At 50.4% G+C, this 25,232-nt stretch carries 20 protein-coding genes; 13 read left to right on the plus strand and 7 right to left on the minus strand.

All coding sequences use genetic code 11. The features are described 5' to 3' along the window. Positions 1-72 precede the first annotated feature (72 nt). Together trpE and AB1K62_RS02635 are read right to left on the minus strand one after the other, a co-directional pair. A complete protein-coding gene (gene trpE / locus AB1K62_RS02630) occupies positions 73-1,590 on the minus strand; it encodes an anthranilate synthase component I (RefSeq protein ID WP_367002036.1) in 1,518 nt (505 codons plus the stop codon). 64 nt (positions 1,591-1,654) lie between these two features. Next, positions 1,655-3,598, minus strand: a complete 1,944-nt coding sequence (locus AB1K62_RS02635) for a SurA N-terminal domain-containing protein (protein WP_367000998.1) — start codon at positions 3,596-3,598, stop codon at positions 1,655-1,657. A 248-nt stretch (positions 3,599-3,846) separates the two neighbouring features. Between AB1K62_RS02635 and tpiA the strand changes: the two genes are divergently transcribed. The 4 genes from tpiA (at position 3,847) to AB1K62_RS02655 (ending at position 7,952) form a co-directional block, all read left to right on the plus strand. Further along, positions 3,847-4,593, plus strand: coding sequence for a triose-phosphate isomerase (gene tpiA / locus AB1K62_RS02640; RefSeq protein ID WP_367001001.1), 747 nt, complete (start codon positions 3,847-3,849; stop codon positions 4,591-4,593). A gap of 340 nt (positions 4,594-4,933) precedes the next feature. Next, positions 4,934-5,341 carry a preprotein translocase subunit SecG gene (gene secG / locus AB1K62_RS02645; RefSeq protein ID WP_367001004.1) on the plus strand — a complete coding sequence of 136 codons (408 nt, stop codon included), beginning with the start codon at positions 4,934-4,936 and terminating at the stop codon, positions 5,339-5,341. A gap of 175 nt (positions 5,342-5,516) precedes the next feature. Continuing rightward, complete coding sequence (locus tag AB1K62_RS02650; RefSeq protein WP_367001006.1) at positions 5,517-7,148, plus strand: CTP synthase; 1,632 nt, start codon at positions 5,517-5,519, stop codon at positions 7,146-7,148. 117 nt (positions 7,149-7,265) lie between these two features. Then, entirely contained in the window at positions 7,266-7,952 is a 687-nt protein-coding gene (locus AB1K62_RS02655) for a Crp/Fnr family transcriptional regulator (protein ID WP_367001008.1), read from the plus strand. Positions 7,953-8,112: 160 nt separating this feature from the next. On the opposite strand, the gene AB1K62_RS02660 is transcribed toward AB1K62_RS02655, so the two are convergent. Continuing rightward, positions 8,113-8,595, minus strand: coding sequence for an Hsp20 family protein (locus AB1K62_RS02660; RefSeq protein ID WP_367001011.1), 483 nt, complete (start codon positions 8,593-8,595; stop codon positions 8,113-8,115). A gap of 523 nt (positions 8,596-9,118) precedes the next feature. Between AB1K62_RS02660 and AB1K62_RS02665 the strand changes: the two genes are divergently transcribed. From AB1K62_RS02665 to AB1K62_RS02685, 5 genes are all read left to right on the plus strand, one after another. After that, positions 9,119-10,369, plus strand: coding sequence for a lipoprotein-releasing ABC transporter permease subunit (locus AB1K62_RS02665; protein ID WP_367001013.1), 1,251 nt, complete (start codon positions 9,119-9,121; stop codon positions 10,367-10,369). Beyond that, positions 10,362-11,069 carry an ABC transporter ATP-binding protein gene (locus tag AB1K62_RS02670; protein WP_367001015.1) on the plus strand — a complete coding sequence of 236 codons (708 nt, stop codon included), beginning with the start codon at positions 10,362-10,364 and terminating at the stop codon, positions 11,067-11,069. The genes AB1K62_RS02665 and AB1K62_RS02670 overlap by 8 nt, the downstream gene beginning before the upstream one ends. 101 nt (positions 11,070-11,170) lie before the next feature. Next, positions 11,171-11,644, plus strand: a complete 474-nt coding sequence (locus AB1K62_RS02675) for a glutathione peroxidase (RefSeq protein ID WP_367002038.1) — start codon at positions 11,171-11,173, stop codon at positions 11,642-11,644. A 95-nt stretch (positions 11,645-11,739) separates the two neighbouring features. Next, positions 11,740-15,243 (plus strand): DNA polymerase III subunit alpha, encoded by a 3,504-nt coding sequence (dnaE, locus tag AB1K62_RS02680; RefSeq protein ID WP_367002040.1) that lies wholly within the window; start codon positions 11,740-11,742, stop codon positions 15,241-15,243. Positions 15,244-15,288: 45 nt separating this feature from the next. Further along, positions 15,289-16,896: a long-chain fatty acid--CoA ligase gene (locus AB1K62_RS02685; protein WP_367001018.1), complete on the plus strand. Its 1,608-nt coding sequence runs from the start codon at positions 15,289-15,291 to the stop codon at positions 16,894-16,896. Positions 16,897-16,938: 42 nt separating this feature from the next. Here the strand turns inward: AB1K62_RS02685 and AB1K62_RS02690 are convergent, their stop codons facing one another. From AB1K62_RS02690 to moaB, 4 genes are all read right to left on the minus strand, one after another. Next, on the minus strand, positions 16,939-18,069 hold the full coding sequence (locus AB1K62_RS02690; RefSeq protein WP_367001020.1) for an aminotransferase class V-fold PLP-dependent enzyme: 1,131 nt from the start codon (positions 18,067-18,069) through the stop codon (positions 16,939-16,941). Next, positions 18,066-18,863, minus strand: coding sequence for a tryptophan 2,3-dioxygenase (locus AB1K62_RS02695; RefSeq protein WP_367001022.1), 798 nt, complete (start codon positions 18,861-18,863; stop codon positions 18,066-18,068). The genes AB1K62_RS02690 and AB1K62_RS02695 overlap by 4 nt, the downstream gene beginning before the upstream one ends. A 62-nt stretch (positions 18,864-18,925) precedes the next feature. Then, the gene (locus AB1K62_RS02700) at positions 18,926-20,023 is read right to left on the minus strand and encodes a PA0069 family radical SAM protein (RefSeq protein WP_367001023.1); all 1,098 of its coding nucleotides are present in this window, start codon (positions 20,021-20,023) and stop codon (positions 18,926-18,928) included. 39 nt (positions 20,024-20,062) lie between these two features. Next, the gene (gene moaB, locus AB1K62_RS02705) at positions 20,063-20,590 is read right to left on the minus strand and encodes a molybdenum cofactor biosynthesis protein B (RefSeq protein ID WP_367001025.1); all 528 of its coding nucleotides are present in this window, start codon (positions 20,588-20,590) and stop codon (positions 20,063-20,065) included. Positions 20,591-20,704: 114 nt separating this feature from the next. Between moaB and AB1K62_RS02710 the strand changes: the two genes are divergently transcribed. From AB1K62_RS02710 to AB1K62_RS02725, 4 genes are read left to right on the plus strand one after another with little or no spacing between them, the layout of a single operon-like run. Beyond that, positions 20,705-23,065, plus strand: coding sequence for a PAS-domain containing protein (locus AB1K62_RS02710; protein WP_367001027.1), 2,361 nt, complete (start codon positions 20,705-20,707; stop codon positions 23,063-23,065). Between the two features lie 33 nt (positions 23,066-23,098). Continuing rightward, positions 23,099-23,542 carry a tRNA (adenosine(37)-N6)-threonylcarbamoyltransferase complex ATPase subunit type 1 TsaE gene (tsaE, locus tag AB1K62_RS02715; RefSeq protein WP_367001029.1) on the plus strand — a complete coding sequence of 148 codons (444 nt, stop codon included), beginning with the start codon at positions 23,099-23,101 and terminating at the stop codon, positions 23,540-23,542. Further along, entirely contained in the window at positions 23,539-24,519 is a 981-nt protein-coding gene (locus tag AB1K62_RS02720) for a phosphotransferase (protein ID WP_367002042.1), read from the plus strand. The genes tsaE and AB1K62_RS02720 overlap by 4 nt, the downstream gene beginning before the upstream one ends. Continuing rightward, positions 24,516-25,232, plus strand: coding sequence for a nucleotidyltransferase family protein (locus AB1K62_RS02725; RefSeq protein WP_367001030.1), 717 nt, complete (start codon positions 24,516-24,518; stop codon positions 25,230-25,232). The genes AB1K62_RS02720 and AB1K62_RS02725 overlap by 4 nt, the downstream gene beginning before the upstream one ends.

Raw genomic sequence — 25,232 nt, forward strand, 5'->3', positions numbered from 1 at the left:
CGAAAAATAAACCTTCCTTGGTGTGAACTTACTGAACTTAGGGCATCTGCTACCCGAAAATACAGCTCGGCCCTATTGTCCGAAATCACTATCCTGAGAACGCCGCACGGCTTCTTTTGCGGCGGCCAGTAATGCACCTGATTTGGCTTCGCACTCACGTTGTTCGCTGAGCGGATCGCTATCGGCGACGATACCGGCTCCGGCCTGAACATGCAGGGTGCCGTCTTTCACAATGCCGGTACGCAAAACGATACAGCTATCCATGCTGCCGTCGGGTGAGAAATAACCGACACCGCCCGCATAAGCGCCGCGGGTTTCCGGCTCCAGCTCGGCAATAATCTGACAGGCGCGCACTTTGGGCGCTCCGCTAACGGTTCCGGCGGGAAAGCCTGCGAACAGGGCGTCGAGCGCGTCTTTATCAGGGGCAAGCTCACCGACAACATTCGATACGATATGCATGACATGACTGTAAAATTCGACGGTATAGCTATCGGTGACCTCTACGCTATTCGCTTTACTGACACGCCCGACATCGTTGCGGCCAAGATCCAGTAACATCAAATGTTCGGCGCGTTCTTTGGGGTCGGCCAGCAAGTCCTCGCGGTTAGCCTTGTCTTGTGCAGCATTGGCCCCGCGCGGACGGGTTCCGGCAATTGGCCGGATGGTGACTTCACCGCCCCGTGCCCGCACTAATATTTCCGGGCTGGACCCGATCAAGGCAAAGCCGGGCAGGTCGAGGAAAAACAGAAAAGGCGACGGGTTAATCCGGCGTAACGCACGATATAGCTCTACTGGGGGCAGGGCGAAGGGCGTGGTAAAACGCTGCGCCAAAACCACCTGAAAAATATCACCTGCTTCAATATAATCTTTGGCCTTCAGGACCATATTTTCATATTGTCCCGGTTTCAGATTGGTTTGAAACACAGTGTCATCAGGATCAATGTGATGTGGTGAACGTATCGGTGACGGGACTTTCGCGGCGATCTGCCGCTCTACTTCGTCCAGCCTTTCTTCGGCCAAGGCTATCTTGCCATCCGCATCACCGTCATCTTCCGGCCAGACCGGGGCGACAAGAAACATCTCGTCCGCCAAGCCATCAAAAATCACGATAACGGTCGGACGGACAAACAGCATGTCCGGCAAAGCCAGTTCGGACTGTTCCGCTCTGGGAAGTTTTTCGACCAGGCCAATGGTTTCATAGCCAAAATAACCGACAAGACAGGCAATCCCGCTGGGCAGTCCTTCGGGCACATCCATCTGGCAGCGTTTGACCAGATCGCGCAATGCATCAAGGCTTCCCGCTTGTTCCGGTTCAAACCCGTCACGATCAACCAACCAGCGCGGATTAATCGCAGCTTGTTCGCCATCTGCCCGAAAAACAAGGTCGGGAGCCAGACCGATATAGCTGTAGCGTCCACGGATTTCGCCGCCCTCAACAGATTCGAGCAGAAAATCACCACGTTCGCCCTGCATGAGCTTCAGCGCAGCAGATACCGGCGTTTCAGTGTCGGCAATCTGTTTGCGCCAGATAAGTGCGGGCTTGCCAGCGGCCAGTGAATCATGTGCGGCCGTCACATCAAAGCTACGCATCATTCAGTCTGTAAGGATCGATCAGTTTGGAAAAATCGCGCAGAAAATGGCTGGAACATTATCATCAATTGCGGCCCAATAGCTGGTTTTTCAATGTCGTCAGCGCCTTGTCATTTTTCTCTACTCCGACATCGGCTTTCATCGCATTGATAAACTGAGCGGTATATTCATTACCAAATACATTTTTGAACTGGTTGCGGGTGGCGTCCAGCAGACTCTTTTGCTTCGAAGCGTCACCGGGATTAATATTGTTCAAGCTGACAATAAACCACCCTTGGTTTTGCGGTGCTTTCAGCTTTTTAGCGGTGCCTTCGGCCATGCTGAACATCAATGTCAGGGGAGGGGGAACCTGTCCCTTCTGGCTTTGTGTCGCCAATTCTGCGCGAGTGCTATTTATGGATTCAACTGCGGGTAATCTGACTTTCGCATCGGCAACTGCTTTGGACAGGGACATGCCTTCGCTGACCTGCTTGGTGATTTTTTCTGCAACGACCTTGGCCTTCTTTGAACCCTGCTCGAGAATATAATCGCGTGCTACTCTTTGTTTGATTGATTCCAGCGGCGGCGGCGCAGCAGGAGTAATCTGGGTTACGGCCATAATCGCATATTGCTGGCCCGGAATAATTTCGACCACTTGGGGATCGGAATCCTCTTCCAAAGAAAATGCGATAGGCAATATACGCTGCATTTCCGGTATCGGCTTATAATTTGGATCTTCCGGATTTTGGCCATTGGCAAGCAGCATCGGGGTTGATTCTATTTTCAGGTCTTCTGCTTTCGCCACATCATTCAATGATGATCCGGCGGCAAATTCATCTTCCATTTTAACCGTTAGCTCTGCCAAAGCATTGTTGATCTGGTCACGGCTGAGTTCGGCAATAATAGCGTCGCGGGCCTGCTCCAAAGTTTTGGCCGGAACCTTGTTAATGCTTTTAACCCGGGCAATGTGCCAACCCAATGCGCTTTGCGCTGGTTTTGAAACACCGTTTAAGGGCGCGGCGAACACAGCGTCGGCAACCGCTTGTGAAGCCGTTCCGGCAAGCTCGGTTTTACTGGTGGATCCGATATTTGCTACGGAAAGCCCAACAGACTCTGCGGCGGCAGCAATAGTTTGACCACCGTTTATTTTATCGGCAAGCGTCTTTGCCGCTGCTTCGGTCGGAAGGATAATCTGGTCAATATTGCGTGTCTCGCTGGCCGCATATTTGGCTTTGTCGAGCTTATATTTTCCTGCAATTTCTTTTTCAGTCGGCTTTATCTTGTCATTAAACCGGTCTTTGGAAAATAACGCATAGCTGATCGTGCGGCGCTCGGGGATTGTATAACGTGAACCATTTTTACTATAAAATGCTGCAAGGGCAGCATCAGCAGGCTTCACATTTTCGACAAAGGCCGCAGACGGAACAATAGCAATCTGTCCCTGCCGCGCTTCCAAAAGTAAAGAGGCATAAGGTGTTACCATTTTTTGCGGAACAGATGTGCCAAAACCGGCAAGAGGAAGCAGTTGTTCAGCAAGCAGGTTACGAGAAAAATCGTCCCGAAGCTGTTGCTCCTTTATCCCCTGTTGTTGAAGGGCACGGCGGAAATTTTCTTCGCTAAACTGCCCATCAGCTCCTTGGAAAGAGGGGATATCAGCAATTTCCCTGTCAACCAGCCGTTTGCCAGCAGCCATCCCGTATTTCTCGCCAAAAGCGGAAATGGAAAAACTGTTTATCAGCCTTTCCAATATGCCTTCAAACCCGCCACCTTCAATGAAGGTTTTCAGATCCAGACCTGTGTTTTCACGCTGCTCTGCCCGAAAGGCATTGTTCACCGATTGGCTTAGTTCCGATGTGGTCAGTTTTTTATCACCGACCTGAGCCGCTGTGCCAGACCCTGTCACACCGCCAAAGGCACCCGAACCTGTTACGTCCGCCGAGGCAAAGGCAATTGCGATCAAGCCGACAAAGCACATGGTCAGAAACAGGCCGAGCTTTGACGAGAAGATATTGCGGAAAAATGTGATCATGAAATGGCTGCAATTCTGTTAGGACAAATATATTCCTACCGGCTTTAGGCGGCTTGTGTTTTTCGTTCAAGCAAAAGGGCAAGTGCAAAGGGCGAAAATGACTTGCCGGGCTATACGATATGGCGGCACAAAATAGAGGTGTCCGGTTGTCGTGAATAGCAAATAGTCTGTTTGGCACTAATCCTAATTGGCAGGTAGCAACTTATTTGATAGCGCCAGACCGGATTTAGAAAAAGGGCAGAATCACTATGGCTAATCGTAAATTTATCGTCGGTAACTGGAAAATGAACGGTCTAAGTGAACAACTAACCGATATTGCCGAGATTGCAAAATTTGCTGATAAATATGAAGGCGTTGACGTTGCTATTTGTCCCCCTGTGACCTTGATCGCGCAAGCCGCAGAGCATAATCCGGGCTTCATGATTGGTGCACAGGACTGCCATTATGCCGATAATGGCGCGCATACAGGCTGTTTGTCTGCTGCAATGATACGGGAAGCTGGTGCAAGGTTGAGTATTTTGGGCCATAGCGAACGCCGGACGGATCAGCATGAAACAGACGCAGAAGTAAAGGCCAAGGCGCAAGCTGTTCATGCCGCCGGATTATCAGCAATCATCTGTGTTGGTGAAACCGAACAGCAGCGCGATGCTGGACAGGCCGTGGAGATTGTATGCGGGCAGTTGGCAGGGTCATTTCCCGAAAATGCGGACGCGAGCTGGCTGACTATTGCTTATGAACCGGTTTGGGCGATTGGCACAGGCCGGGTACCAGAAGTTGCAGATGTTGAGGAAATGCACGCGGCCATCCGGAAAAAGCTGAATGAGTTAATGGGTGAAGGTGCCGGGGGAGTGCGTATCCTTTACGGCGGATCAATGAATGGCGGAAACGCGGCGCAATTGCTGGCCGTTGCCAATGTTGATGGCGGTCTTGTCGGAGGAGCGAGCCTGACCGCCGAAAAATTCGGGCCGATCATAGAAGCTGCTGCCGCAGCCTGATGCCAGAAAGCCGCTTTTTTCGCTTTCCTACATCGGGTTTGTGTGGATAAGAATTATCAGGATTTATAGCAGAAAAGCGCGATATTGCGACGAAATGAGGTGTGTGATTTGTGTGAACTTTGGAGCCGTAGGGTTGGGGTTTTTGCTGACGGTAAACCGTAATAAGTTTGGAATAAAAGTTTGGAATAAAACTATGTGCAGATTGTGAATTTGACCTCCCGGGTTTAGATTGGGGGTGAATATATGCTATGCAGACACGCGCGTTTCCCTGCTTGAACTCACACCTCGCAATCGCTATGTGCGCTGCTCATTCGTAAATTATCAGGTTCGGACCTTTTACATGTTTCTATTTCTCACCGTTGTTCAGGCGATTGTCGCAGCCGCTCTTGTCGGCGTCATCTTGATGCAGCGATCTGAAGGCGGCGGACTGGGCGTTGGGGGAAGCCCTTCGGGAATGATGTCTGCGCGCGGTGCAGCGGATTTATTGACTCGCACAACCACGGTTCTGGCGGCGTTATTTGTAATCCTGTCCATTACTCTGGCATTTCTGGCCGCTTCAGCAGGGCAGCCCTCCACGATTGACCAGAGTTTAGAGCGTGATACCGGTGCTGCTATTGCTCCGGCTGAACCTGCTGGTGCTGATGTTCCTCTGGTCGGGGGCGATGATCCACTGGCTGCTGCTGCGGCACAGGCGGAAGCAACCAAGGATCAGGCACCTGCAGATGGCTCCGTTCCCCTCGACCAGTAAAATTCGATAATCTTTCATATTGGCTGTGTGCGGTTTCTGAAAATCATGCACCTGAAAAATCAGGGCCTGAGAAATTAGAAGCAAGTAAAATATAGTTCGGATTGAAAATATATTTTACTTTTTCGGATTCGCACGCTTGCCATTTCAACCAGACAGGTCTTAAGCCTTTCCTCCCATGGCGCGATATATATTTATTACCGGCGGTGTGGTCTCCTCACTTGGCAAAGGTCTTATGGCAGCGAGCCTCGGCGCGCTTCTTCAAGCACGCGGATATACCGTACGCATCCGTAAACTGGATCCATATTTGAATGTCGATCCCGGAACCATGTCACCCTATCAGCATGGTGAAGTCTATGTGACTGATGACGGAGCAGAGACTGATCTGGATCTGGGGCATTATGAACGGTTTACGGGCGTTCCGTCGCTTCAATCAGATAATGTGACCTCTGGCCGGATATATCAGTCGATTATCAACAAGGAACGCCGCGGCGATTATCTGGGCGCAACGGTTCAAGTGATCCCGCATGTTACCGATGCAATACAGGCCTTCGCGCAGGATAAGCTCGACGGCATAGATTTCGTGCTATGCGAGATAGGCGGAACAGTAGGTGACATTGAAAGTCTGCCCTTCATCGAGGCTATCCGGCAATTGCGTAACAAAGTTGGTCGCGCCAATGCGATTTCAGTGCATGTGACACTGGTTCCTTATATTGCCGCTGCCGGAGAGCTTAAGACTAAACCGACACAGCATAGTGTGCGCGAACTGACTTCATTGGGAATACAACCCGATATATTGCTTTGCCGGTGTGAGCATGACTTGCCTGATAGTGAGCGTTCCAAGATCGCGCAATTCTGTAACGTCCGCAAAGAAGCAGTCATTCCTGCTTTGGACGCCAGCAGCATTTATAACGTGCCGCTGCAATATCATGAAGAAGGACTCGATCGCGAAGTCCTGAATGCTTTTGGTATCATTAACGCTCCTGATCCTGATCTGACCCGCTGGCACGATGTGATGGACCGGATTGAAAATCCCGAAGGTGAAGTCATCGTCGGTGTCGTCGGTAAATATGTCGGCCTGCAAGATGCTTATAAATCTTTGCAAGAAGCCTTATTCCATGGAGGATTGGCGAACCGGGTTAAAGTTCATGTTCGCTGGTTGGACGCAGAGCTTTTCGAGGATGACAGCGATCTGGCAGCCAATCTGGAACCATTACATGCCATTTTGGTGCCGGGCGGTTTTGGTGAGCGTGGCAGCGAAGGTAAAATCGGTTCGGTGAGATTTGCGCGCGAACATGATGTGCCCTTTTTCGGAATTTGTCTGGGCATGCAAATGGCTTGTATCGAAGCGGCACGAAATCTTGCGGGAATTGAAACGGCATCGACCACAGAATTTGGTGAAACGGATGAGCCGATTGTCGGGCTGATAACCGAGTGGATGAGTGAAGAGGGGCTGCAAAAGCGGGAGGCAGGCGGTGATCTGGGCGGGACCATGCGGCTTGGTGCTTATGACGCTCGTTTGCGCGAAGGCTCAAAGGTTCATGAAATCTATGGCTCCGATGTGATTAGCGAACGGCATCGCCACCGTTATGAAGTGAATAAAGGCTATGTAGAGAGGCTGGAGAAAACAGGTCTGATATTCTCTGGAATGTCACCGGATGGTGAGCTTCCCGAGATTGTGGAGCGTCCGGATCATAGCTGGTTTGTCGGTGTGCAATATCATCCAGAATGGAAGAGCAAGCCTTTTGATCCACATCCCTTATTCGCATCTTTTATTGCTGCGGCATTAAAACAAAGCCGACTTGTCTAATTTATCCAATCCTTTTTGCAGTAAATGGCTATAGTCGTATTTAAGCAATGCAAATCAGCTGCAAGTCAGCTAATGACTGTTTGAAATTAGCAGTCAATTTGGAATGGGGCGAAGTAGGTGAAAGCCGAAGAACTTGCTGAGATATTAGCCGAGCACAGCTTGTTTGCAGACTGCACTGAAGCAGAGCTGGCAGACTTGATATTGCGTGGGCATTTTACGCAATATAAAAAAGGGGATGAATTAATCATGCAGGGCGATCCTGGAGATTCATTACTGATATTATTGTCAGGTAATGCGCGCACCAGCATGATCGCCAGCAATGGGCATGAAATTGTTCTCGATTATGCTGAGCCGGGGGATGTTCTGGGTGAAATTGCCCTGCTTGATGGTGGTGAGAGAACGGCAAGTGTGACGGCGATAGAGCCTACAACAGCCCTGACTATTACCAGAAGCGCCTTTGAAGAGATTCTGAATAAGCACAAAACTATGGCATTACGGCTGCTCAAGGTCATGGCAAATCGTATCCGGACAGCGAACACCATGATTGAAGGGGATCGAGCCTATACTTCGGGACCTCGGTTAGCACGATATTTATTGAGATTGTCCGTCGTCGGCGCAGAAGAAGGGCGCTTGAAACTGGATTTAAGCCAAAGTGAGCTCGGTAACTTTGCCGGGATGTCACGCGAACATATTAATCGGCAACTTTCAACCTGGTCAGAAGATGACATTGTATCGGTTGAGAGCGGGAAAGTGCGGATATTAAATCATGCTGTTCTTTCCAATATTGCCAATGCGGATTCTTGATTGAAGTTGGCCTTTTGCGACCCGGGTTAATTTCGTCAAGAGTGACACCACGCGGGTGTCAGAGGCAGTCGGATCCTTATCTGGCTGCCTCATTTTTATGGATTATATAAAAAAGGCAGCCAAAGTTAATTGGCTGCCTTCATTCAGGAGGGCTTAGAAATTAAGCCGCTTGTTCCTTGGATCCTTTAGGTTTGTGATCGATTTGGGTGACATTATCGCCCCCGGCATTGATAGCAATTTTTTGCGGTTTCATAGCATCGGGAATCTCGCGAACCAGATCAATGATCAGTAGGCCGTCACTCAATGCAGCGGCGTCCACTCGAACAAAGTCGGCAAGTTCGAACCGGCGTTCAAAATTGCGATTAGCGATTCCCATGTGCAGATATTCTTTTCCTTCATTTTCGTCGCTGTTCTTGTTGCCAGTTACCAAAAGAAGGTTTTGCTGTGCTGTAATTTCAACTTCGTCCTCTTTGAAACCTGCGACTGCAAGCGTGATTCGATAATGATCTTCACCGCTGCGTTCGATGTTAAAAGGAGGGTAGTTTTCGGATTGCTGGGCACGAGCATTGTTTTCCAGCAAATCAAAGAGCCGATCAAAACCAACGGTTGAACGGCGGTATGGTGTAAAATCAAAACGGTTCATATCTTCATCCTCTATTGAGCAATTAAAATTGTGGACCCAAATGGCGTCCGGTTTTGTATAACGAAATCCAAATTGGCATTTCGCAACACCGAGATATTATCTAATTTTGTAATTTCAAGAGGCGGATTACGCAGAGTACCCCAAAAATTAAAAGCCCAAGATAGGTTTCTGATAGGAGGGGAAGCACGAAACCAAAAAACGCCCGGAGCCATTGCTGACCCCGGGCGAAATATGGTGACGATAATATCGCCCCCTGTTTTCCTGACTTATTCAACGCCGATTGTCCCCCAACATCCGGCGGAACCAGAAAGGATCCCTGAACCATGACCATTTAGGATGGTGATTGATTCTGTAACTAACTCTGATCGGGAAATCAGCTGTTGTCATGCAATTTCTTGCAAAAATACAAGATCAGTTCACGCTTGTGTCATAATGGCAACAGCATATTAGATCGTATGACACTTGCTTGCGCGGCTTCGCAACTTTAAAGCCACATTAGTTTTTTTAGGAAGATCAAGCCTCTATGCTACTATCCCGGTACGAATGGGCCATCGCCAAACGTTATCTTTTGCCTGGTAAGGGTGAAGGTTTTATTTTCCTTGTTGCCAGCATCAGTTTGGTCGCGGTCATGCTGGGCGTTGCAGCTCTTATTGTTGTGATGAGCGTGATGAACGGTTTTCGTGCCGAGCTGTTTGATAAAATTGTCGGTCTGAATGGTCATGCCGTTATTCAGGGTTACGGCGGACGGTTACCGGATTGGCGAGATTTGCTTGAGGATACGCGTGACACCAAAGGTGTGGTATCGGCTTCGCCTTTGATTGAACAACCTTTGCTGACCACGTTTAATGGCAGGGTTGAGGCAATTTTGGTGCGAGGGATGCTTGTTCCAGATATATTGGAGAATGACACACTGGACGGAAAGACCATTGCAGGTGATTTGAGGGGGTTGGAACCGGGAGCAGGGCGTGTAGGAATCGGTAGCCGGCTGGCAACAACATTGGGTGCTCAAGTCGGTAGCCGGATTACGGTGATCAATCCGCAGGGAAGATCAACGCCCTTCGGGACCGTACCGCGTGAAATTTCTTATGAAGTCGCCGCTATCTTTGAAGTCGGCGTCTATGATTATGATAAAGCCTTTGTGATCATGCCGATGGAGGATGCACAGACGCTGTTATTACTGGGCGATCAGATAGGCATGATCGAAATCAAAACCGTTGATGCCGACAAGGTCACTGACATTATTGCACCGCTTCATTCGAAAGTGGCTGACCGCGGAGTGATTGTTGACTGGAAATCCATGAATGCATCATTGTTTGAAACACTTCAGGTTGAACGCGTCGTAATGTTTGTGATCCTGTCGATCATCATATTGGTCGCAGTGTTCAATATTCTGTCATCGTTAATCATGCTGGTCCGCGCCAAGACAAGGGATATTGCAATATTACGCACTATGGGCGCGTCACGCGCTTCATTGACGCGTATTTTTGTTACCGTTGGTGTTTCCATCGGCGCATTAGGAATAGGTGCAGGAATTATTCTGGGATTGATTGCGATATATTTCCGTCAAAATGTGATCAATTTTGTTCAGATCATCACGGGCCAAAACCTTTGGGATCCGTCAATTCGCTTTTTGACCGAATTACCTGCAAGAACAGATCCCATGGAGGTATTTGGCATAGCGATGCTAGCTCTGGTTTTCAGTTTTCTGGCAACTTTATATCCTGCCTTTAAAGCAGCCAGCACCGATCCTGTTCAGGTGCTTCGTTATGAGTGATACGAGGAATATCATCACTGATATCACCACCACTAAGGTCGTGGAATTACGCGGTGTAAAACGCAGCTTCAAACAGGGCGGTGTGCAGATAGATGTGCTAAAAGGCATTGATCTGGATATCAGGCCCAATGAAATTGTCGCCCTATTGGGCCCTTCTGGCTCAGGTAAATCGACACTTTTGCAAGCGGTAGGATTGCTTGAAGGCGGGTTTGAAGGCTCGATAAAGCTGGACGGGGAAGAAACAGCGCATATGTCGTCCAATGGCCATACGCGCATCCGCCGGGAGTTGCTGGGCTTTGTATATCAATTCCATCATTTGTTGCCTGATTTTTCCGCTGAGGAAAATGTCGTGATGCCGCAACTCATCGCGGGTATATCCCAAAAAGATGCGGAGTCGCGGGCGAAATCATTACTTGGCAGCCTGGGCCTTAGCGCACGGATGGACCACAAACCGAGCAAGCTATCTGGCGGAGAGCAACAGCGCGTTGCAGTAGCAAGGGCGCTGGCAAATGCGCCAAAATTAGTGCTTGCGGATGAACCGACCGGCAATCTTGATGAAATGACAGCCGACATAGTGCTCGCAGAACTTATGTCATTGGTACGCGAACAAGGCAGCGCCGCTTTGATTGCCACCCATAATGAGCGATTAGCAAAAAAAATGGACAGGATTGTCAGATTACATGACGGTATTCTTAGCTGATCCTGTAAATTCCGAAGCAGATATTCTTTGGTATTTAACAAACTACAATGGATTTGATATTAGGTGCCGTGGGGATAAACGAGCAAATATGGGGCGCATCGATGCAGATTACAGATTTTGAAGTTAAGCAGGCAGATGGCTCGATGACGGACCTGTCTGAATATAAAGGTAAGATATTGCTGATCGTGAACACTGCATCAAAATGTGGTTTTACACCGCAATATGACGGACTTGAAAAACTTTATCAGGATTATTCAGACAAAGGTTTTGAAATATTGGCATTTCCTTGCAATCAATTTGGCAATCAAGAGCCCGGTGATGCGGAAGAGATTAAAAATTTCTGCACGCTCAATTATGATGTCAGCTTCCCGCTGATGGGAAAAATTGATGTTAATGGCAAAGATGCTGATCCGTTATGGCAATATTTGAAATCTGAAAAATCCGGTTTGCTGGGATCACGAATCAAATGGAACTTCACCAAATTTCTGGTTGATCGTGACGGTAATGTCGTCGCGCGGCACGGACCAGCCGTGAAGCCGGAGCAACTGAGAAAAGATATTGAGGCGCTTCTCTGAAAAAAGCCCGAACTAACTGTGGAAAACCGGTAGATAGGTGCCACCACGACAATGTGGTCGTGGTCAAAGCTTTTTTATCGCGTTAAAGCGTAATGATGTCACAAATTCCCTTCGTCCATCTGCGCGCTTTTTCAGCCTATACTATTTTGGACGGTGCAATGGAGCCAAAAGCCATTGGCGCTGTTGCGAGGGAACGGGGTTTTCCGGCGGTTGCACTAGCTGACCGAATAGGCCTATTTGCTTCGATGGCGTTTGACGACGGCTGCCGTGCTAATGGAGTGCAACCGATTACAGGCTGTTTCCTGCGGGTTTCGCGGCCAGGCGGTTCCGGTATTGATAATCCAGTCATGGATTGGGTCGCACTATATGCACAAGATGAATCGGGATATCAAAACCTTTGCCGATTAGTATCGGCTTCTCATCTTGAACGTCCGATAGAACAGGATGCCCATATTCCACTTGAGATGCTGGAGCAACATAGTGAAGGACTGTTAGCCTTAACCGGAGGCGGGGAGGGTGCAGTTACAAGGTTGCTGGCGGAAGAGCAGCTATCTGATGCAGAACATTATCTATCACTGCTTCAGCAATATTTTCCGGACCGGCTTTATATCGAGCTTTCGCGCCGGGATGATCCGGTAGAAATGGCAGCAGAGGCTGGTCTGATTACCTTGGCGATGGACCGCAACATTCCGTTGGTGGCGACCAACCCCAGCTGTTATGCGGAACCGGACTTTCATGAAGCACATGATGCGATGAAATGTATCGCGAGTTCAGCTTATCTGGAAAATGACGACCGCGATAAACCGTCACCGCATTTATGGATAAAAAGCGCGTCGGTGATGGAGGATTTGTTTGCAGACATACCCGAAGCGCTTGAAAATACATTGGTCATTGCAAAGCGCTGTGCCTACTCTCCGCCCCGACGTGCTCCGATTTTGCCGAGCTTGGCAGGGGATTTAGCTGGCGAAGCAGAACAGCTGCGCCGCGATTCTACAGCAGGTCTTGAGGATAGGCTGGCCCATCTTGGCGTGACCGATGAATCAGAGCGTCAGGAATATTTTGATCGGCTTGATTTTGAAATCAGCGTGATCGTCAATATGGGCTTTCCGGGTTATTTCCTGATCGTTGCTGACTTTATCAAATGGGCCAAGGAACAGGATATACCGGTGGGGCCAGGCCGCGGATCCGGTGCTGGTTCTGTCGTAGCGTGGGCGCTGACGATTACTGACCTAGATCCGATAAAGCTTGGTTTGCTGTTCGAAAGGTTCTTGAACCCTGAACGTGTTTCAATGCCTGACTTTGACATCGATTTTTGTGAGACCCGCCGCGGCGAGGTGATCCGCTATGTGCAGGACAAATATGGCACGGGTCAGGTCGCTCAGATTATAACTTTCGGGAAGCTGAAAGCTCGCGCTGTTTTGCGAGATGTAGGCCGTGTCTTGCAAATGCCCTATGGTCAGGTGGACCGGCTAACAAAATTGGTACCCAATCATCCCACGGACCCATGGGATTTGAAAAGGGCTCTGAACGGCGTTTCGGAATTGGCACAGGAGCATAAGCAAGCGGATGTAAAACGCTTGTTTGACCTTGCCATGAAATTGGAAGGATTACCGCGTCATAGCTCGACCCATGCGGCTGGCGTAGTGATTGGTGACAGGCCGTTGGATCAGCTTGTGCCGCTCTATCGCGATCCGCGTTCGGATTTGCCGGTCACACAATTTGATATGAAGTTTGTCGAGCAGGCCGGTCTGGTAAAATTCGACTTTTTGGGTCTGAAGACACTTTCTGTTCTGAAAAAGGCGGTAGAGCTTCTTGCGGAGCGAAATATCGTAGTTGATCTGGATTCTCTTGCTTGGGATGACCCCAAAGTGTTCGAGCTGTTACAGCGGGGTGATACGGTCGGCGTGTTCCAGCTTGAATCAGAGGGTATGCGGCGGACACTGGCAGCAGTAAAACCGACCAATTTTGGTGATATTATCGCGCTCGTCTCGCTCTACCGGCCCGGTCCCATGGATAATATACCGCTCTTTGGCGATCGTAAAAACGGTCGTGCAGAACTGGCTTATCCACATCCTTTGCTGGAGGATATCCTGAAAGAGACCTATGGAATCATAGTCTATCAGGAACAGGTAATGCAGGCTGCGCAGGTTATCGCAGGCTATTCTCTTGGCGAAGCGGATATGCTGCGACGGGCCATGGGTAAAAAAATTCAATCGGAAATGGATGCACAACGCAGCATTTTTGTCGAGGGCGCTGCCAGAAATGGTGTCGAGAGTGGTCAGGCAAATGAGCTGTTTGATCTGATTGATAAGTTTGCCGGCTATGGTTTTAACAAAAGTCACGCCGCCGCCTACGCCCTTCTTGCCTATCAGACCGCATGGCTTAAAGCGCATTATCCACATGAATTTTATGCCGCTTCCATGTGTTTTGATATGCATCAGAGTGACAAGCTCAGCATTTTTGTTGACGATATGAAGCGGTTGGACGTGACAATATTGCCGCCGTCCATCAACCACAGCCGACCAAATTTTGCGGTTGAAGAGCAAGATGACGGTTCGTTGGCCGTTCGCTACGCATTGGCGGGGTTAAAAAATGTGGGTGAGAAATCCATGCAGGCGGTTGTTGCCGAGCGTGCGAGAAACGGGCCGTTCGAGTCAATGAATGACTTTGCTAACAGGGTTGACCCGTCAGGCATGAATAAAAGACAGATCGAAAGTCTTGCCGCTTCAGGCGCATTTGACACGCTTGAGCCGAACCGGGCCGCTGTTCACGAAGGGGCCGACATGTTGCTATCGGTTGCCAATAGCGCCGCAAATGCCCGGATCAGCGGGCAGGGCGGTCTGTTCGGGGACGGCGGGGATATGCAGGCCATCCGTTTGTCCGCAAGTAAGGATTGGGGGCTGAACGAAATCATGGTGCGTGAGCGCGATGCCTTTGGCTTTTACTTTGCTTCCCACCCCGTAACACAGTTTCAAGCAATCACATCCTCGCATGGAGCTATGACTTATGCAGCTTTGTGCGAAGAGGGACCAATTACGGAAGGGCAGCGCAAGCCTGCGGTGATGGCCGCTCTGATCGAAGGTGTACGATGGCGCGATAGCAAGCGGGGTAAACGCTTTGTGCTGGTGGACCTGTCAGATAGTAGCGGCCAGTTTTCCGGTAGCTGTTTCGAGGAAGACCAGTGCGAGCTTTTGGCAGAAATGGCCAAGCAAGGCAGCTGCGCTTTGTTAAATGTCGAACTGGATCAGCGTTCTGATGACGAAAGCCCCCGGGTCGCAATCCGCCGGGCGCAGCCCATGGACGGACTTGAAAAATCAACCCGTATCCGGATGGAGCTTGATGTGCTTAGTCTGGACGGGATTCAGGAACTGAAAAACTTCATTGCGCCCTTGTCCGGCGGTAGAAGCGAACTCATCGCCCGTGTGCCTAGCTTTGAAGGGGAATACGTCCATATTCGCCTCGGTCGGTCATTTCAGCTGGATGCACAAGTAGCTGAAACATTAAGCCATTTGTCTGGATTATCTAATGTACGTCTGGGACCGGCTACAGGATCACGGTCCGTCCGGCACGATAAGCCGAATTTAAGACTTGTAAGCTGAGCCGTTTCAGTTGAAAAACAGCTAAATATTAAACGGGAGAGACTAATGGCCGGAGCTATGCAGGGCAGTGCGCTTAAAATCACCAATCTGATTGATCATGCGGCACGAGAACATTCCACGCGTGAAGTGGTCAGCTATTGGGCTGATGGCACATTAACGCGGAGCAATTGGGGAAAAGTTGGTCAGGATGCGCGCAAATTTGCACAGGCAATGCAACGGCTTGGCATAGAAAAAGGCGACCGGATCGCTACTATTGCAATGAACCACGAGCACCATCTTGTCAGCTGGTATGGCTCTGCGGGTATAGGTAGTATTCTTCATACGGTGAACCCGCGTCTGTTTGAGGAGCAGTTGGTTTACATTATCAACCATGCTGAAGACCGGGTTTTGCTGTTCGACAAGATGTTCACACCAATTATCGAAATGCTCAAACCCCAGTTGAAAACAGTTGAGCATTATATCCAGTTTGATGGTGAGAAAGGAGATTATCCTACTTTTCGCGAACTGGTTGATGCCGAGGATGGCAATTTTGAGTGGGTAGACGTGGAAGAGACTGACCCTTGCGGTCTTTGTTACACTAGCGGCACAACGGGTAATCCCAAAGGGGTTTTGTACGAAAACCGCTCTAACATGTTACATGCCCTGACCGAAGTGCAGCCGGACGTTCTGGATTTGGCGACCCGCTCCGTCATGCTGCCAGTTGTTCCGATGTTCCATGCCAATGCCTGGGGCGTACCATTTGCTTGCGCCGCGGTTGGGGCAAAAATGGTTTTTTCCGCGACCAATGAAGCGTCGGTTTTGTGGAAACTGATCCGTGACGAAGGTGTAACCCATAGCGCCGGTGTGCCGACGGTTTGGCTCTCGATGTTCGCTGATATGGATGAAAATGGCGGAGATTATGGCAAATTACAGGTGGTCGTAATAGGTGGTTCAGCCTGTCCCCGGTCTATGGTTGAGCGGTTGATGAAAGAAGATATCCGCGTCGCCCATGCATGGGGTATGACGGAAACCTCACCAATTGGAACCGCCGGTTCGCGGCCTGCTAATTGGGATGATCTGAGTTTTGATGAGCAGGTAGATGTTATATGTAAACAGGGGCGTCCGCCCTTCGGTGTCGAATTGCGCGTAGTGGACGAGGATGGCAATGTCTTGCCGCGCGATGGAGAAACCAGCGGCACGCTTGAAATACGGGGGCCATGGATCATTCAACGCTATTACCGCGCAGATGAGGACGCGGTAGAAGATGATCTGTGGTTCGATACCGGCGATGTTGCAGTGCTGCATCCTGACGGCACCATGCAAATCACGGATCGCGCCAAGGATGTGATCAAATCGGGCGGAGAGTGGATCAGCTCGATCGAACTGGAAAACGCAGCAGTCGGTTGTCCCGGTGTAGCAGAAGCAGCGGCGGTTAGCGTCTATCACCCCAAATGGGATGAACGACCGTTATTGCTCGTTGTCAAAAAGTCAGGCGCAGATGTGACAAGCGAGGATATTATTTCCTATCTGAAAGACAGGGTCGCGAAATGGTGGTTGCCGGATGAAGTGAAGTTCGTCGATGAATTGCCGCACACTGCTACGGGTAAGTTGCTCAAACGGGCGCTGCGCGATGAATATAAGGATTATAAGCTGAAAAGCCTGACCGAAACCTAAAGCTTCGCGGATCATTTTTTGCCTGACGTTTTGCAGTCAAAGTCAGGTGATCGACAATATTTTGCTGATTGACTTGATTAAGCGGTCAACATCCTCTGTGTCATGATAGAGGCCAAAACCGATGCGCAGCACATCTCCGCGCACATCGGTGATTATATTCCGTTCGGTAAGAGCGTCATGCAGCGATGATGCATGCTCGCTTTGGAACGCCAGAAACCGGGCATGCGCTTCGCCATCTAGCGGATTAAGCAAGCGCATATCCGGTAACGGATTGTGGCTGAGGAATTGCTGTTGCAATGTCGCGACATGAGCGGAAATCACACTTGTCGAGAGCTTCGCTTCAGCTAACATTTCTTGCACCGCATTGAAGCGGTAAAGTCCCGATGGATCAAATGTGCTACCCAAAAACCGGCGACCGCCCGGAGCATATCCGGTTCTGCCTGGCGAAAGCGAGAGGTCGTCAAAAGCAGCAAACCAACCCGTGACAGGGGGGCGTGGTGCATAGCCGGGCGCAGCGTGCAAGAAGCACACGCCTTCACCAGCCATGGCATATTTATATCCGCCAGCCAGATAGAATATCCTGTCAGCGACGGTAGAAAGGTCAGTATCAAGCGCCATGAAACCGTGATAGCCATCTATGACAACCCATGGCCCCTCCGGGCGTGCCAGCGCGGCCAGCTTGCCAATATCATTCAGGACGGTGCCAGAGTTAAATAGCACCTGACTGGCAAATATAAGGTCATGTTTGCTGGATGTTGCTTTATCAACCAGTGCGTTTGCTGGCACGGCTTCGACGATCACCTGACCATCTTCGCTCCAACGGTCCATTTGCCTACGAAAACTGTGAAACTCGCCATCGGTTGTTAGAACGCGAACCGGGCGGGTCGGAATAGCGGACATGATACGCACAAGAAAGTCATGGGTATTGGGCGCAAAAGCTATCGTTTGCCGGTCCGGTAAATTAAGTTCCAAAGCAATATAATTCTGTGCATCTGCCCAGACTGGCCCCATTATCTTGTCCCACTTCTGATCGGCCAGTTCCATAGCATCATTACAAGCCACCAAATGACCCGCACAAGCGGCGTCTGGCCACAAGTGATGGCTATGGGCCGCGAAATGCAAGCGATCGGGCTTGGCAGCCAATGCTTTGGAAAAGAGCGGTTTCCAGCTCATAAAGCAGTTCTTAGCGACCAAAGTTCGGGGAACGCGCGTTTGGGAACCGTGGATTGCAAATAGGAAACGCCTGCGGTTCCGCCGGTTCCCATTTTTCCGCCAATTATTCGTTCTACCGTCAGCACATGTTTATGCCGCCATGTCGCCATTGCATCATCAAGATCGACTAGCTTTTCGCCAAGTTGATAAAGCTCCCAATAGCGTTCCGGTTCCCGGTAAACGGACAAAAAGGCGTCTTCGACCTCTGATGAGGGGACATGGGTTTTGCTGAAATCACGGTTTAGAATTTCCGGTGATATATTAAATCCTGCACGCGCCAGCGCGGCAATCGCATGATCCCAAATGCTTGGTGCTTCTAACGCGGCTTGCATGGCCGCCTTTGCCTCTGGCCTGTCATCCTGATATTTCAGAAATGTCTTGTCCTTTAGTCCCAGAAGATATTCGACCGTCCTGAACTGATCGGATTGAAATCCAGAACTGGAGCCGAGCACATGACGAAAGCGACTATAGTCGCTGGGTGTCATAGTGGAGAGCACATCCCAGCTTAATGTCATAACTGCCTGTATCCGGCTAACCCTTGCCAGTGCTTTATAAGCAGGAACCAGTGCATCACTGGCGATTTGGGAGATTGCGAGATTCATCTCACGGATTATCTGTTTCAACCATAATTCTTTTGTCTGGTGAATGATGATGAAAAGCATTTCGTCATCCAGATCCGAATGGGGGTGCTGGGCAGAAAGAAGCGTGTCGAGGGCGAGATAATTTGCGTAAGTGACATCTGGTTTTTTTGACATGCCGGAATGTAACCCTGTTATAGGGCGATGAAAAGAGATAAGCTATGGTCCCGCAGAAAGCGTTAGAACAGCTCCAACTGGGAACCTTTGATAACGGGCCGACGGAACAAATCTGTTCTGAGAGCAAATCTCGCTTTGTCCAGGCCATTTTTTCGCGCTGCTATAGCAATCCGTCGGTGCAGTAATTCTGCCCATGGGCCTTGGCCCCTCATGCGGTTATAGAAATCCGGATCATTTTTCCGGCCACCGCGAAGCGATGCGATTATGGCCATGACCTTTTGCTTGCGGTCTGGGAAATGGGCCTCAAGCCATTGTTCAAATAATGGTGCGACTTCATGCGGCAGGCGCACCGGAATGACGGAAACGCTTTGCGCGCCGTGTTTCGCCGCAGCGTCAACTATGGCCTCAATTTCATGATCGGTGATGGCGGGGATGACAGGTGCAATGCTGACATGAACGGGAATACCACGCGCGCGCAACTGGCGTACAGCGTCCAGCCGCTTTGCGGGGGCGGGGGCGCGCGGCTCCAAGATGCGAGAAACACCACTGTTCAGACTGGTTACGGAAATGGCGACGGCGGTAAGGTCTAGCGCTGCTAAACATGAAAGGGTTTCAATGTCCTCTAAAACGCGGTTCGATTTGGTAGTTATACCGATGGGATGTCGGGTTTCCAACATGACTTCCAATATCTGGCGGGTGATATGGAAACGCTTTTCAATAGGTTGATACGGATCGGTATTGGTTCCGATAGCAATCGGCGCAGCGCGATAACCCGGCTTTGCGAGTGTTTCGCGCAGCAACCGCGCGGCATCCGGCTTTGCAAATAATTTGGTTTCAAAATCCAGCCCGGGCGACAGATCGAGATAGGCATGACTTGGCCGGGCAAAGCAATAGACACAGCCATGCTCGCATCCGCGATAGGCATTTATCGAACGATCAAACGGAATATCCGGTGATTTGTTGAAATTCAATATCGATTTAGCGGCCTCGACAGTGACCTGTGTGCGTAATTTCGGTGGAGCATCATCGAGTGATTCGCGCACGTCCAACCAGTCGCCGTCTGCTTCGTGGCTAGATAGATTGAATCGACTGCTTTCGTTATTGGTAACTGCCCCGCGCCCCTTTCGGGGCGGGAGGCCTGGTCGCGAGTCTTGTTCCATTAGCCTTGACTAGCACAAGAACAAACTAAGAACAAATGTCTATTTTTCCCGCAGCCGTGGCATTAACTCCACAAAATTGCACGGGCTATGGCGGCTGTCTAACTGGCTGTCCAATATTCCGTCCCAGCCATCTTTGACCGCTCCGTTTGATCCTGGTAGCGCGAATATATAGGTGCCACGCGACACAACGGCGCAGGCGCGGGACTGGACAGTAGAGGTCCCGATCTTGTCATAGCTTAACCAGCGGAACAATTCGCCAAAACCGGGAATATCCTTGTCCTTTACAGCATCCAGTGCTTCGGGAGTAATGTCCCGCCCGGTCAGCCCGGTTCCGCCAGTAGTAATGATGGCATCGACGCTTTCCTCATCAATCCATTGATGAAGCTGCGCGATAATTTTTGATTTATCATCGCGGATCAGGTTCCGGTAAACCAGCTTATGCCCTTTTTCTTCAATACGCTCTGCAAGGATATCCCCTGATGTATCTTCTTTTAGCGAGCGGGTGTCAGACACAGTCAAAAGAGCAATGTTAATCGGTTTGAATGTTCGGCTTTCGTCGATAGGCATAGCTATACTCCGGTAGTTTTTCGGCTGTTGTATACCTCATATCATCCGACTTTTCTGTACCACAATGATTAGGGGCTTTGCGCCGCCGATGTAACCGTCTAATTGCTTATAGCAATGTCGAACGTTCCGGATTTAACCGCTGTTATATTGGGCCTGATTCTTGCCGCTTGGCTAGGAGCTTCAGCGTGGGCGGTGTGGACTGGTCTGGCTATGAAGAACCGTGCACGATTGGTGCTGCGCCAGTCTGGTCGGTTGGGCCGGTTATTGGAAACATCTCCTGCATTGCCATTGTTGGTGCGCCCCGATGGAAAGCTAGAGGCATCACAGCGTTTGATGCACTGGTTCGGTTTTGATTATTTGCCGGCCAATATTTCCGAACTCCACCATCGTGATGCAGGACTGAACCAAGCGGATCTGGAATCCCTTATACAAGATGTTCACCACATCCAGAAATCGGGAGGCAGCTTTACCCGCGCTATCAAGGTTACGGGATCGGACCGATCCTTACGCATCCAGGGAGGATTGGCCGATCAACAGGTCGCCCCCAATGGCAGTGCCCTGTTATGGATATTCGACGCCACGGAAAGCCAGATGCGTATAGAAAAGCTACAGGCGGAAAACGAAGAGGCACGTGCGGCTTTTGATGCGTTATCAGCGTTGATAGAGGCGGCGCCGGTTCCGATGTGGCACAGGTCGCCGGATTTGAAGCTGACACTGGTGAACAGCGCTTATGTAAAAGCGGTGGACGCCAATGATGGAGCCGAGGTTGTAGAGCAAGGCATTGAGCTTATCGAAACGATCAACGGGGTCAGTCCGGTTGATGCCGCCGCGCAGGCGGAGAAGCACGGCGAACCTTATGAACGGGTTGTCGCAACGACGATTGGCGGACAACGCCGGACAACGCAGGTGGTTGATGTCCCTCTCGGCAAGTCGGGCATTGCGGGTTACGCTATTGATATTCAGGATTTGATAGATTCGCGCAAAGAACAACGGCGGTTCAATGAATCTCAGCGCGACATGCTGGATAAAATATCGGCGGCGGTGGTGCAGTTTGATGCCGATAAATCCTTGCAATTTTGCAATTTACCGTTTCAGCGCATCTTTTCCATGCGGCAGCAATGGATCGCAGAACGTCCCGAATTTCCAAGGGTGTTGGATCGCATGCGGGAGATGAACCGGATACCCGAGATGCGTGATTTCCCTGAATGGCGGGAAGAGCGCACACAATGGTTTAAGTCGACCGATTCCATGGAAGAAAACTGGTTGCTGGCGGACGGAACCCATTTACGGGTCCTCGCCAATCCAACGCCCGATGGCGGGTTGCTGATGATTATCGAGGACCGCACCGAGCAGGTACAGCTAGCCAGTGCCCGTGACACTTTGCTGCGTGTCCGCACAGCGACTTTTGACAATTTGTTTGAATCAGTGGCCGTATTCTCCGCTGACGGTAAATTGAATATCTGGAACCATCAATTCGTTAAAAACTGGGATCTTGATGAAGAGGAATTGAACCAGCATCCACGCGTTGATTCCCTGATGCAGAAAATGGCCGTTCAGCTAAAACAGCCTGAGCGGATATCAGCAGTTCGTGCCATGGTAAGAACGGCTACATCCGATCGGGTGCAGCAAAGCGGACAAATCGCGTTTCAGGACGGTCGCCGCTTTGCGTTTGCCGCTATTCCGTTGCCCGATGGCAATGCGCTATTCACCATGCTTGATATTTCCGACAGCAGCCGGATCGAGCTGGCGCTTCGTGAGCGCAATGAAGCATTGGTCGAGGCCGATTCGATCAAGGCGTCTTTCCTGTCAAATATGAGTTACGAGTTCCGCACACCGCTGACGTCGATAGGCGGATTTGCCGAATTACTGGATAATGAAGTAGCAGGGCCGCTAACGGAGCAGGGGCATGAATATGTGCGTGCCATTTTGCAATCGGTTAAACGGCTGGGGATGCAGATCGACAATGTGCTTGACCTTAGTCAAAGCGAGGCCGGCGCCTTGCCGATTGCCAAGGAAAAAGTGAATCTGAACAAATTGGTTGAAGAGGTTGCAGCGCAATTTGCCGATGAAGTTCAGGCACAGGATATGGAAATGGAGTTACAGCTTGATGGCACGCTGGGTTCAGCATTGGCGGATAAAAAGCGTCTGGCACAGGCCATCGCGCAAATCATTGACAATAGCGTCAGATATACCGGCAAGGGGGGGCGTCTATTGATACATGGTAGCGGGAATGTACGACAGGCTGTCATCCATATTTCCGATAACGGACCGGGCATGAGCGCCGGACAGCAATCCAAGGCATTTGACAGCTTCGCGCGATCCCGCGACAGGAGCAACAATAAAGCCGGAGAAAACACCGGCGGATTGGGCCTGCCGCTCGCGCGGCAATTATTGCTGGCTCACGGCGGTGAGCTTAGTTTGACCTCTGAACCCGGACAGGGGACGCTGGTCACTATTCATCTGCCTCGTCAATAAATGGCTAATAATTTAGGACGCAGGATATTGCCGATGAAACTGGATGATGAGGCTGCCGCCATGGCATTGGGAAAACAGATTTCCCATATTCTGCGGCCGGGAGACAAGATTGCATTGACCGGGACGCTGGGAGCCGGAAAGACGACGTTGACTCGCGGTATATTACGTGGATTAGGCTTTGAAGAGGACGTGCCAAGCCCGACATTTGCAATTGTCCAGCAATATGAGCCACCGGAGGTACGACTTCCAATAGCCCATGTTGATTTCTATCGTATCGAGGATACAGAGGAAATTCAGGAACTGGGGCTTGATGATATATTGATCGACGGGGTGATCGTTGCGGAATGGCCGGACCGTATGCCTGACAGTTTCTGGCGTGATGCCTTGCAGATTACACTTGAAATACAAAATGATGATACTCGCCAGTTGACTTGGGATGCTGGCCCCGCTTGGGAAGATAGATGGCCAATAATATGATACCGCCTGCGTCAGCGCAGGTTTTTTTGAACGCACTAGGCTGGACGGATGTCGATATTCTGCCCGTTGCCGGAGATGCATCTTTCCGGCGCTATTTTCGCGTCGTTTCAGGAAATCGCAAGGCGATATTAATGGACGCCCCGCCACCGCATGAAGACCCTCGGCCGTTCATTAACATCGCTCGTCACTTAAAGGCGCAGGGATTCGCCGCACCGGAAATTTTTGGAGAGGATCTGGATCATGGTCTGGTCCTGCTTGAAGATTTCGGGGATCACCGGATGCGCGAGCATCTTGACGATCATCCCGAAGATGAAACAACCATATATCGGCAGACGATTGACCTTATAAAAGCGCTACATCAAAAACCGGCGGCGGATGTTCCCGAATATGATCTGGTGCAATATCAAAGGGAAGTGAACCTGTTTACCGAGTGGTATAGCCCGGCGCAGTCTCTGGACGTTGATAAACCCGGTTTTGTGGATATTTGGCAGACAGTTCTACAGCCCGTCATTGCCGCGCAATCAACTCCGGTAACGGTTCTTCGGGATTATCATGCCGAAAATATCATGTTGCTCGACGATAACCGTTTGGGTCTGCTTGATTTTCAGGACGCCTTAACAGGACATGCCGCTTATGATCTTGTGTCGATGTTGCAGGATGCCCGCCGGGACGTTTCGGATGAATTGGAAGAGGAGATGCTGCGATATTATCTGGATGACCGATCTGACGCAGAAACTGCTGAATTTCGTAAGCATTATGCGATATTGGGAGCGCAGCGTAACACCAAGATAATCGGAATATTCACGCGGCTTTATATTCGTGACGGCAAAAACCGTTATCTGGATTATCTGCCGCGTATGTGGCGCCTGCTGGAAAAAGATCTGGCCCATCCCGATCTTGCGCCGCTAGCCGAATGGTTCGATCGAAATATTCCGGATAATATCCGCAGCAAGCCAATTGTCGGAGCGCCCGCATGAGTAAAGTTGAAACAGCGATGGTTATGGCGGCGGGGCTAGGCAAACGGATGCGCCCGCTGACTGCGACCCGGCCAAAACCGCTGGTGAAAGTGGCCGGGAAGGCAATGATTGATCATTGCCTTGATAAATTATGGGAAGCAGGGGTGATGAAGGTTGTCGTCAACGCCCATTATCTGCCCGATGCACTTGAGGCGCATCTCAAATCAGTCAATTACCCTTTCGATATTCGTATATCGGATGAACGGGCACAATTAATGGAAACCGGTGGCGGCATGGTAAAGGCTGCGCCGTTAATAGACGAAGATCGCTTTTTCGCGGTTAATAGTGACAACCTGTGGACGGATGGTCCGACCAACAGCCTGCAACGGCTGGAAGACCGGTGGGATGATACTCAAATGGATGCGTTGTTGCTACTGGTGCCGCAAACCAAAGCCTTTAACCACCGGGGTGCCGGTGATTTTACCATGGATGATCTGGGCCGCATATCACGCCGTGAACCGGGGCGTCAGGCTCCATTTATTTACACGGGTATTCAGCTTGTTTCCAAACGCTTGCTACGCGATGCGCCTGATGGCCCTTTTTCGACTAATATTTTATGGGACCGGGCTATCGAGGAAGGTCGTTTATTTGGTCTGGTGCATGAAGGCAATTGGTTTGAAGTCGGATCACCCGAAGCGATTGCGCCTACTGAGAGAGCTCTTACCAATGATTAA

The sequence above is a fragment of the Parasphingorhabdus sp. JC815 genome, from assembly GCF_040717415.1.
GTDB lineage: Bacteria > Pseudomonadota > Alphaproteobacteria > Sphingomonadales > Sphingomonadaceae > Parasphingorhabdus.

Coding starts and splice junctions, on each gene's coding strand:
- trpE (WP_367002036.1), bottom strand. CDS start 1,590: ATGCGTAGCTTTGATGTGACGGCCGCACATGATTCACTGGCCGCTGGC.
- AB1K62_RS02635 (WP_367000998.1), bottom strand. CDS start 3,598: ATGATCACATTTTTCCGCAATATCTTCTCGTCAAAGCTCGGCCTGTTT.
- tpiA (WP_367001001.1), top strand. CDS start 3,847: ATGGCTAATCGTAAATTTATCGTCGGTAACTGGAAAATGAACGGTCTA.
- secG (WP_367001004.1), top strand. CDS start 4,934: ATGTTTCTATTTCTCACCGTTGTTCAGGCGATTGTCGCAGCCGCTCTT.
- AB1K62_RS02650 (WP_367001006.1), top strand. CDS start 5,517: ATGGCGCGATATATATTTATTACCGGCGGTGTGGTCTCCTCACTTGGC.
- AB1K62_RS02660 (WP_367001011.1), bottom strand. CDS start 8,595: ATGAACCGTTTTGATTTTACACCATACCGCCGTTCAACCGTTGGTTTT.
- AB1K62_RS02665 (WP_367001013.1), top strand. CDS start 9,119: ATGCTACTATCCCGGTACGAATGGGCCATCGCCAAACGTTATCTTTTG.
- AB1K62_RS02670 (WP_367001015.1), top strand. CDS start 10,362: ATGAGTGATACGAGGAATATCATCACTGATATCACCACCACTAAGGTC.
- AB1K62_RS02675 (WP_367002038.1), top strand. CDS start 11,171: ATGCAGATTACAGATTTTGAAGTTAAGCAGGCAGATGGCTCGATGACG.
- dnaE (WP_367002040.1), top strand. CDS start 11,740: ATGTCACAAATTCCCTTCGTCCATCTGCGCGCTTTTTCAGCCTATACT.
- AB1K62_RS02685 (WP_367001018.1), top strand. CDS start 15,289: ATGGCCGGAGCTATGCAGGGCAGTGCGCTTAAAATCACCAATCTGATT.
- AB1K62_RS02690 (WP_367001020.1), bottom strand. CDS start 18,069: ATGAGCTGGAAACCGCTCTTTTCCAAAGCATTGGCTGCCAAGCCCGAT.
- AB1K62_RS02695 (WP_367001022.1), bottom strand. CDS start 18,863: ATGTCAAAAAAACCAGATGTCACTTACGCAAATTATCTCGCCCTCGAC.
- AB1K62_RS02700 (WP_367001023.1), bottom strand. CDS start 20,023: ATGGAACAAGACTCGCGACCAGGCCTCCCGCCCCGAAAGGGGCGCGGG.
- moaB (WP_367001025.1), bottom strand. CDS start 20,590: ATGCCTATCGACGAAAGCCGAACATTCAAACCGATTAACATTGCTCTT.
- AB1K62_RS02710 (WP_367001027.1), top strand. CDS start 20,705: ATGTCGAACGTTCCGGATTTAACCGCTGTTATATTGGGCCTGATTCTT.
- tsaE (WP_367001029.1), top strand. CDS start 23,099: ATGAAACTGGATGATGAGGCTGCCGCCATGGCATTGGGAAAACAGATT.
- AB1K62_RS02720 (WP_367002042.1), top strand. CDS start 23,539: ATGATACCGCCTGCGTCAGCGCAGGTTTTTTTGAACGCACTAGGCTGG.
- AB1K62_RS02725 (WP_367001030.1), top strand. CDS start 24,516: ATGAGTAAAGTTGAAACAGCGATGGTTATGGCGGCGGGGCTAGGCAAA.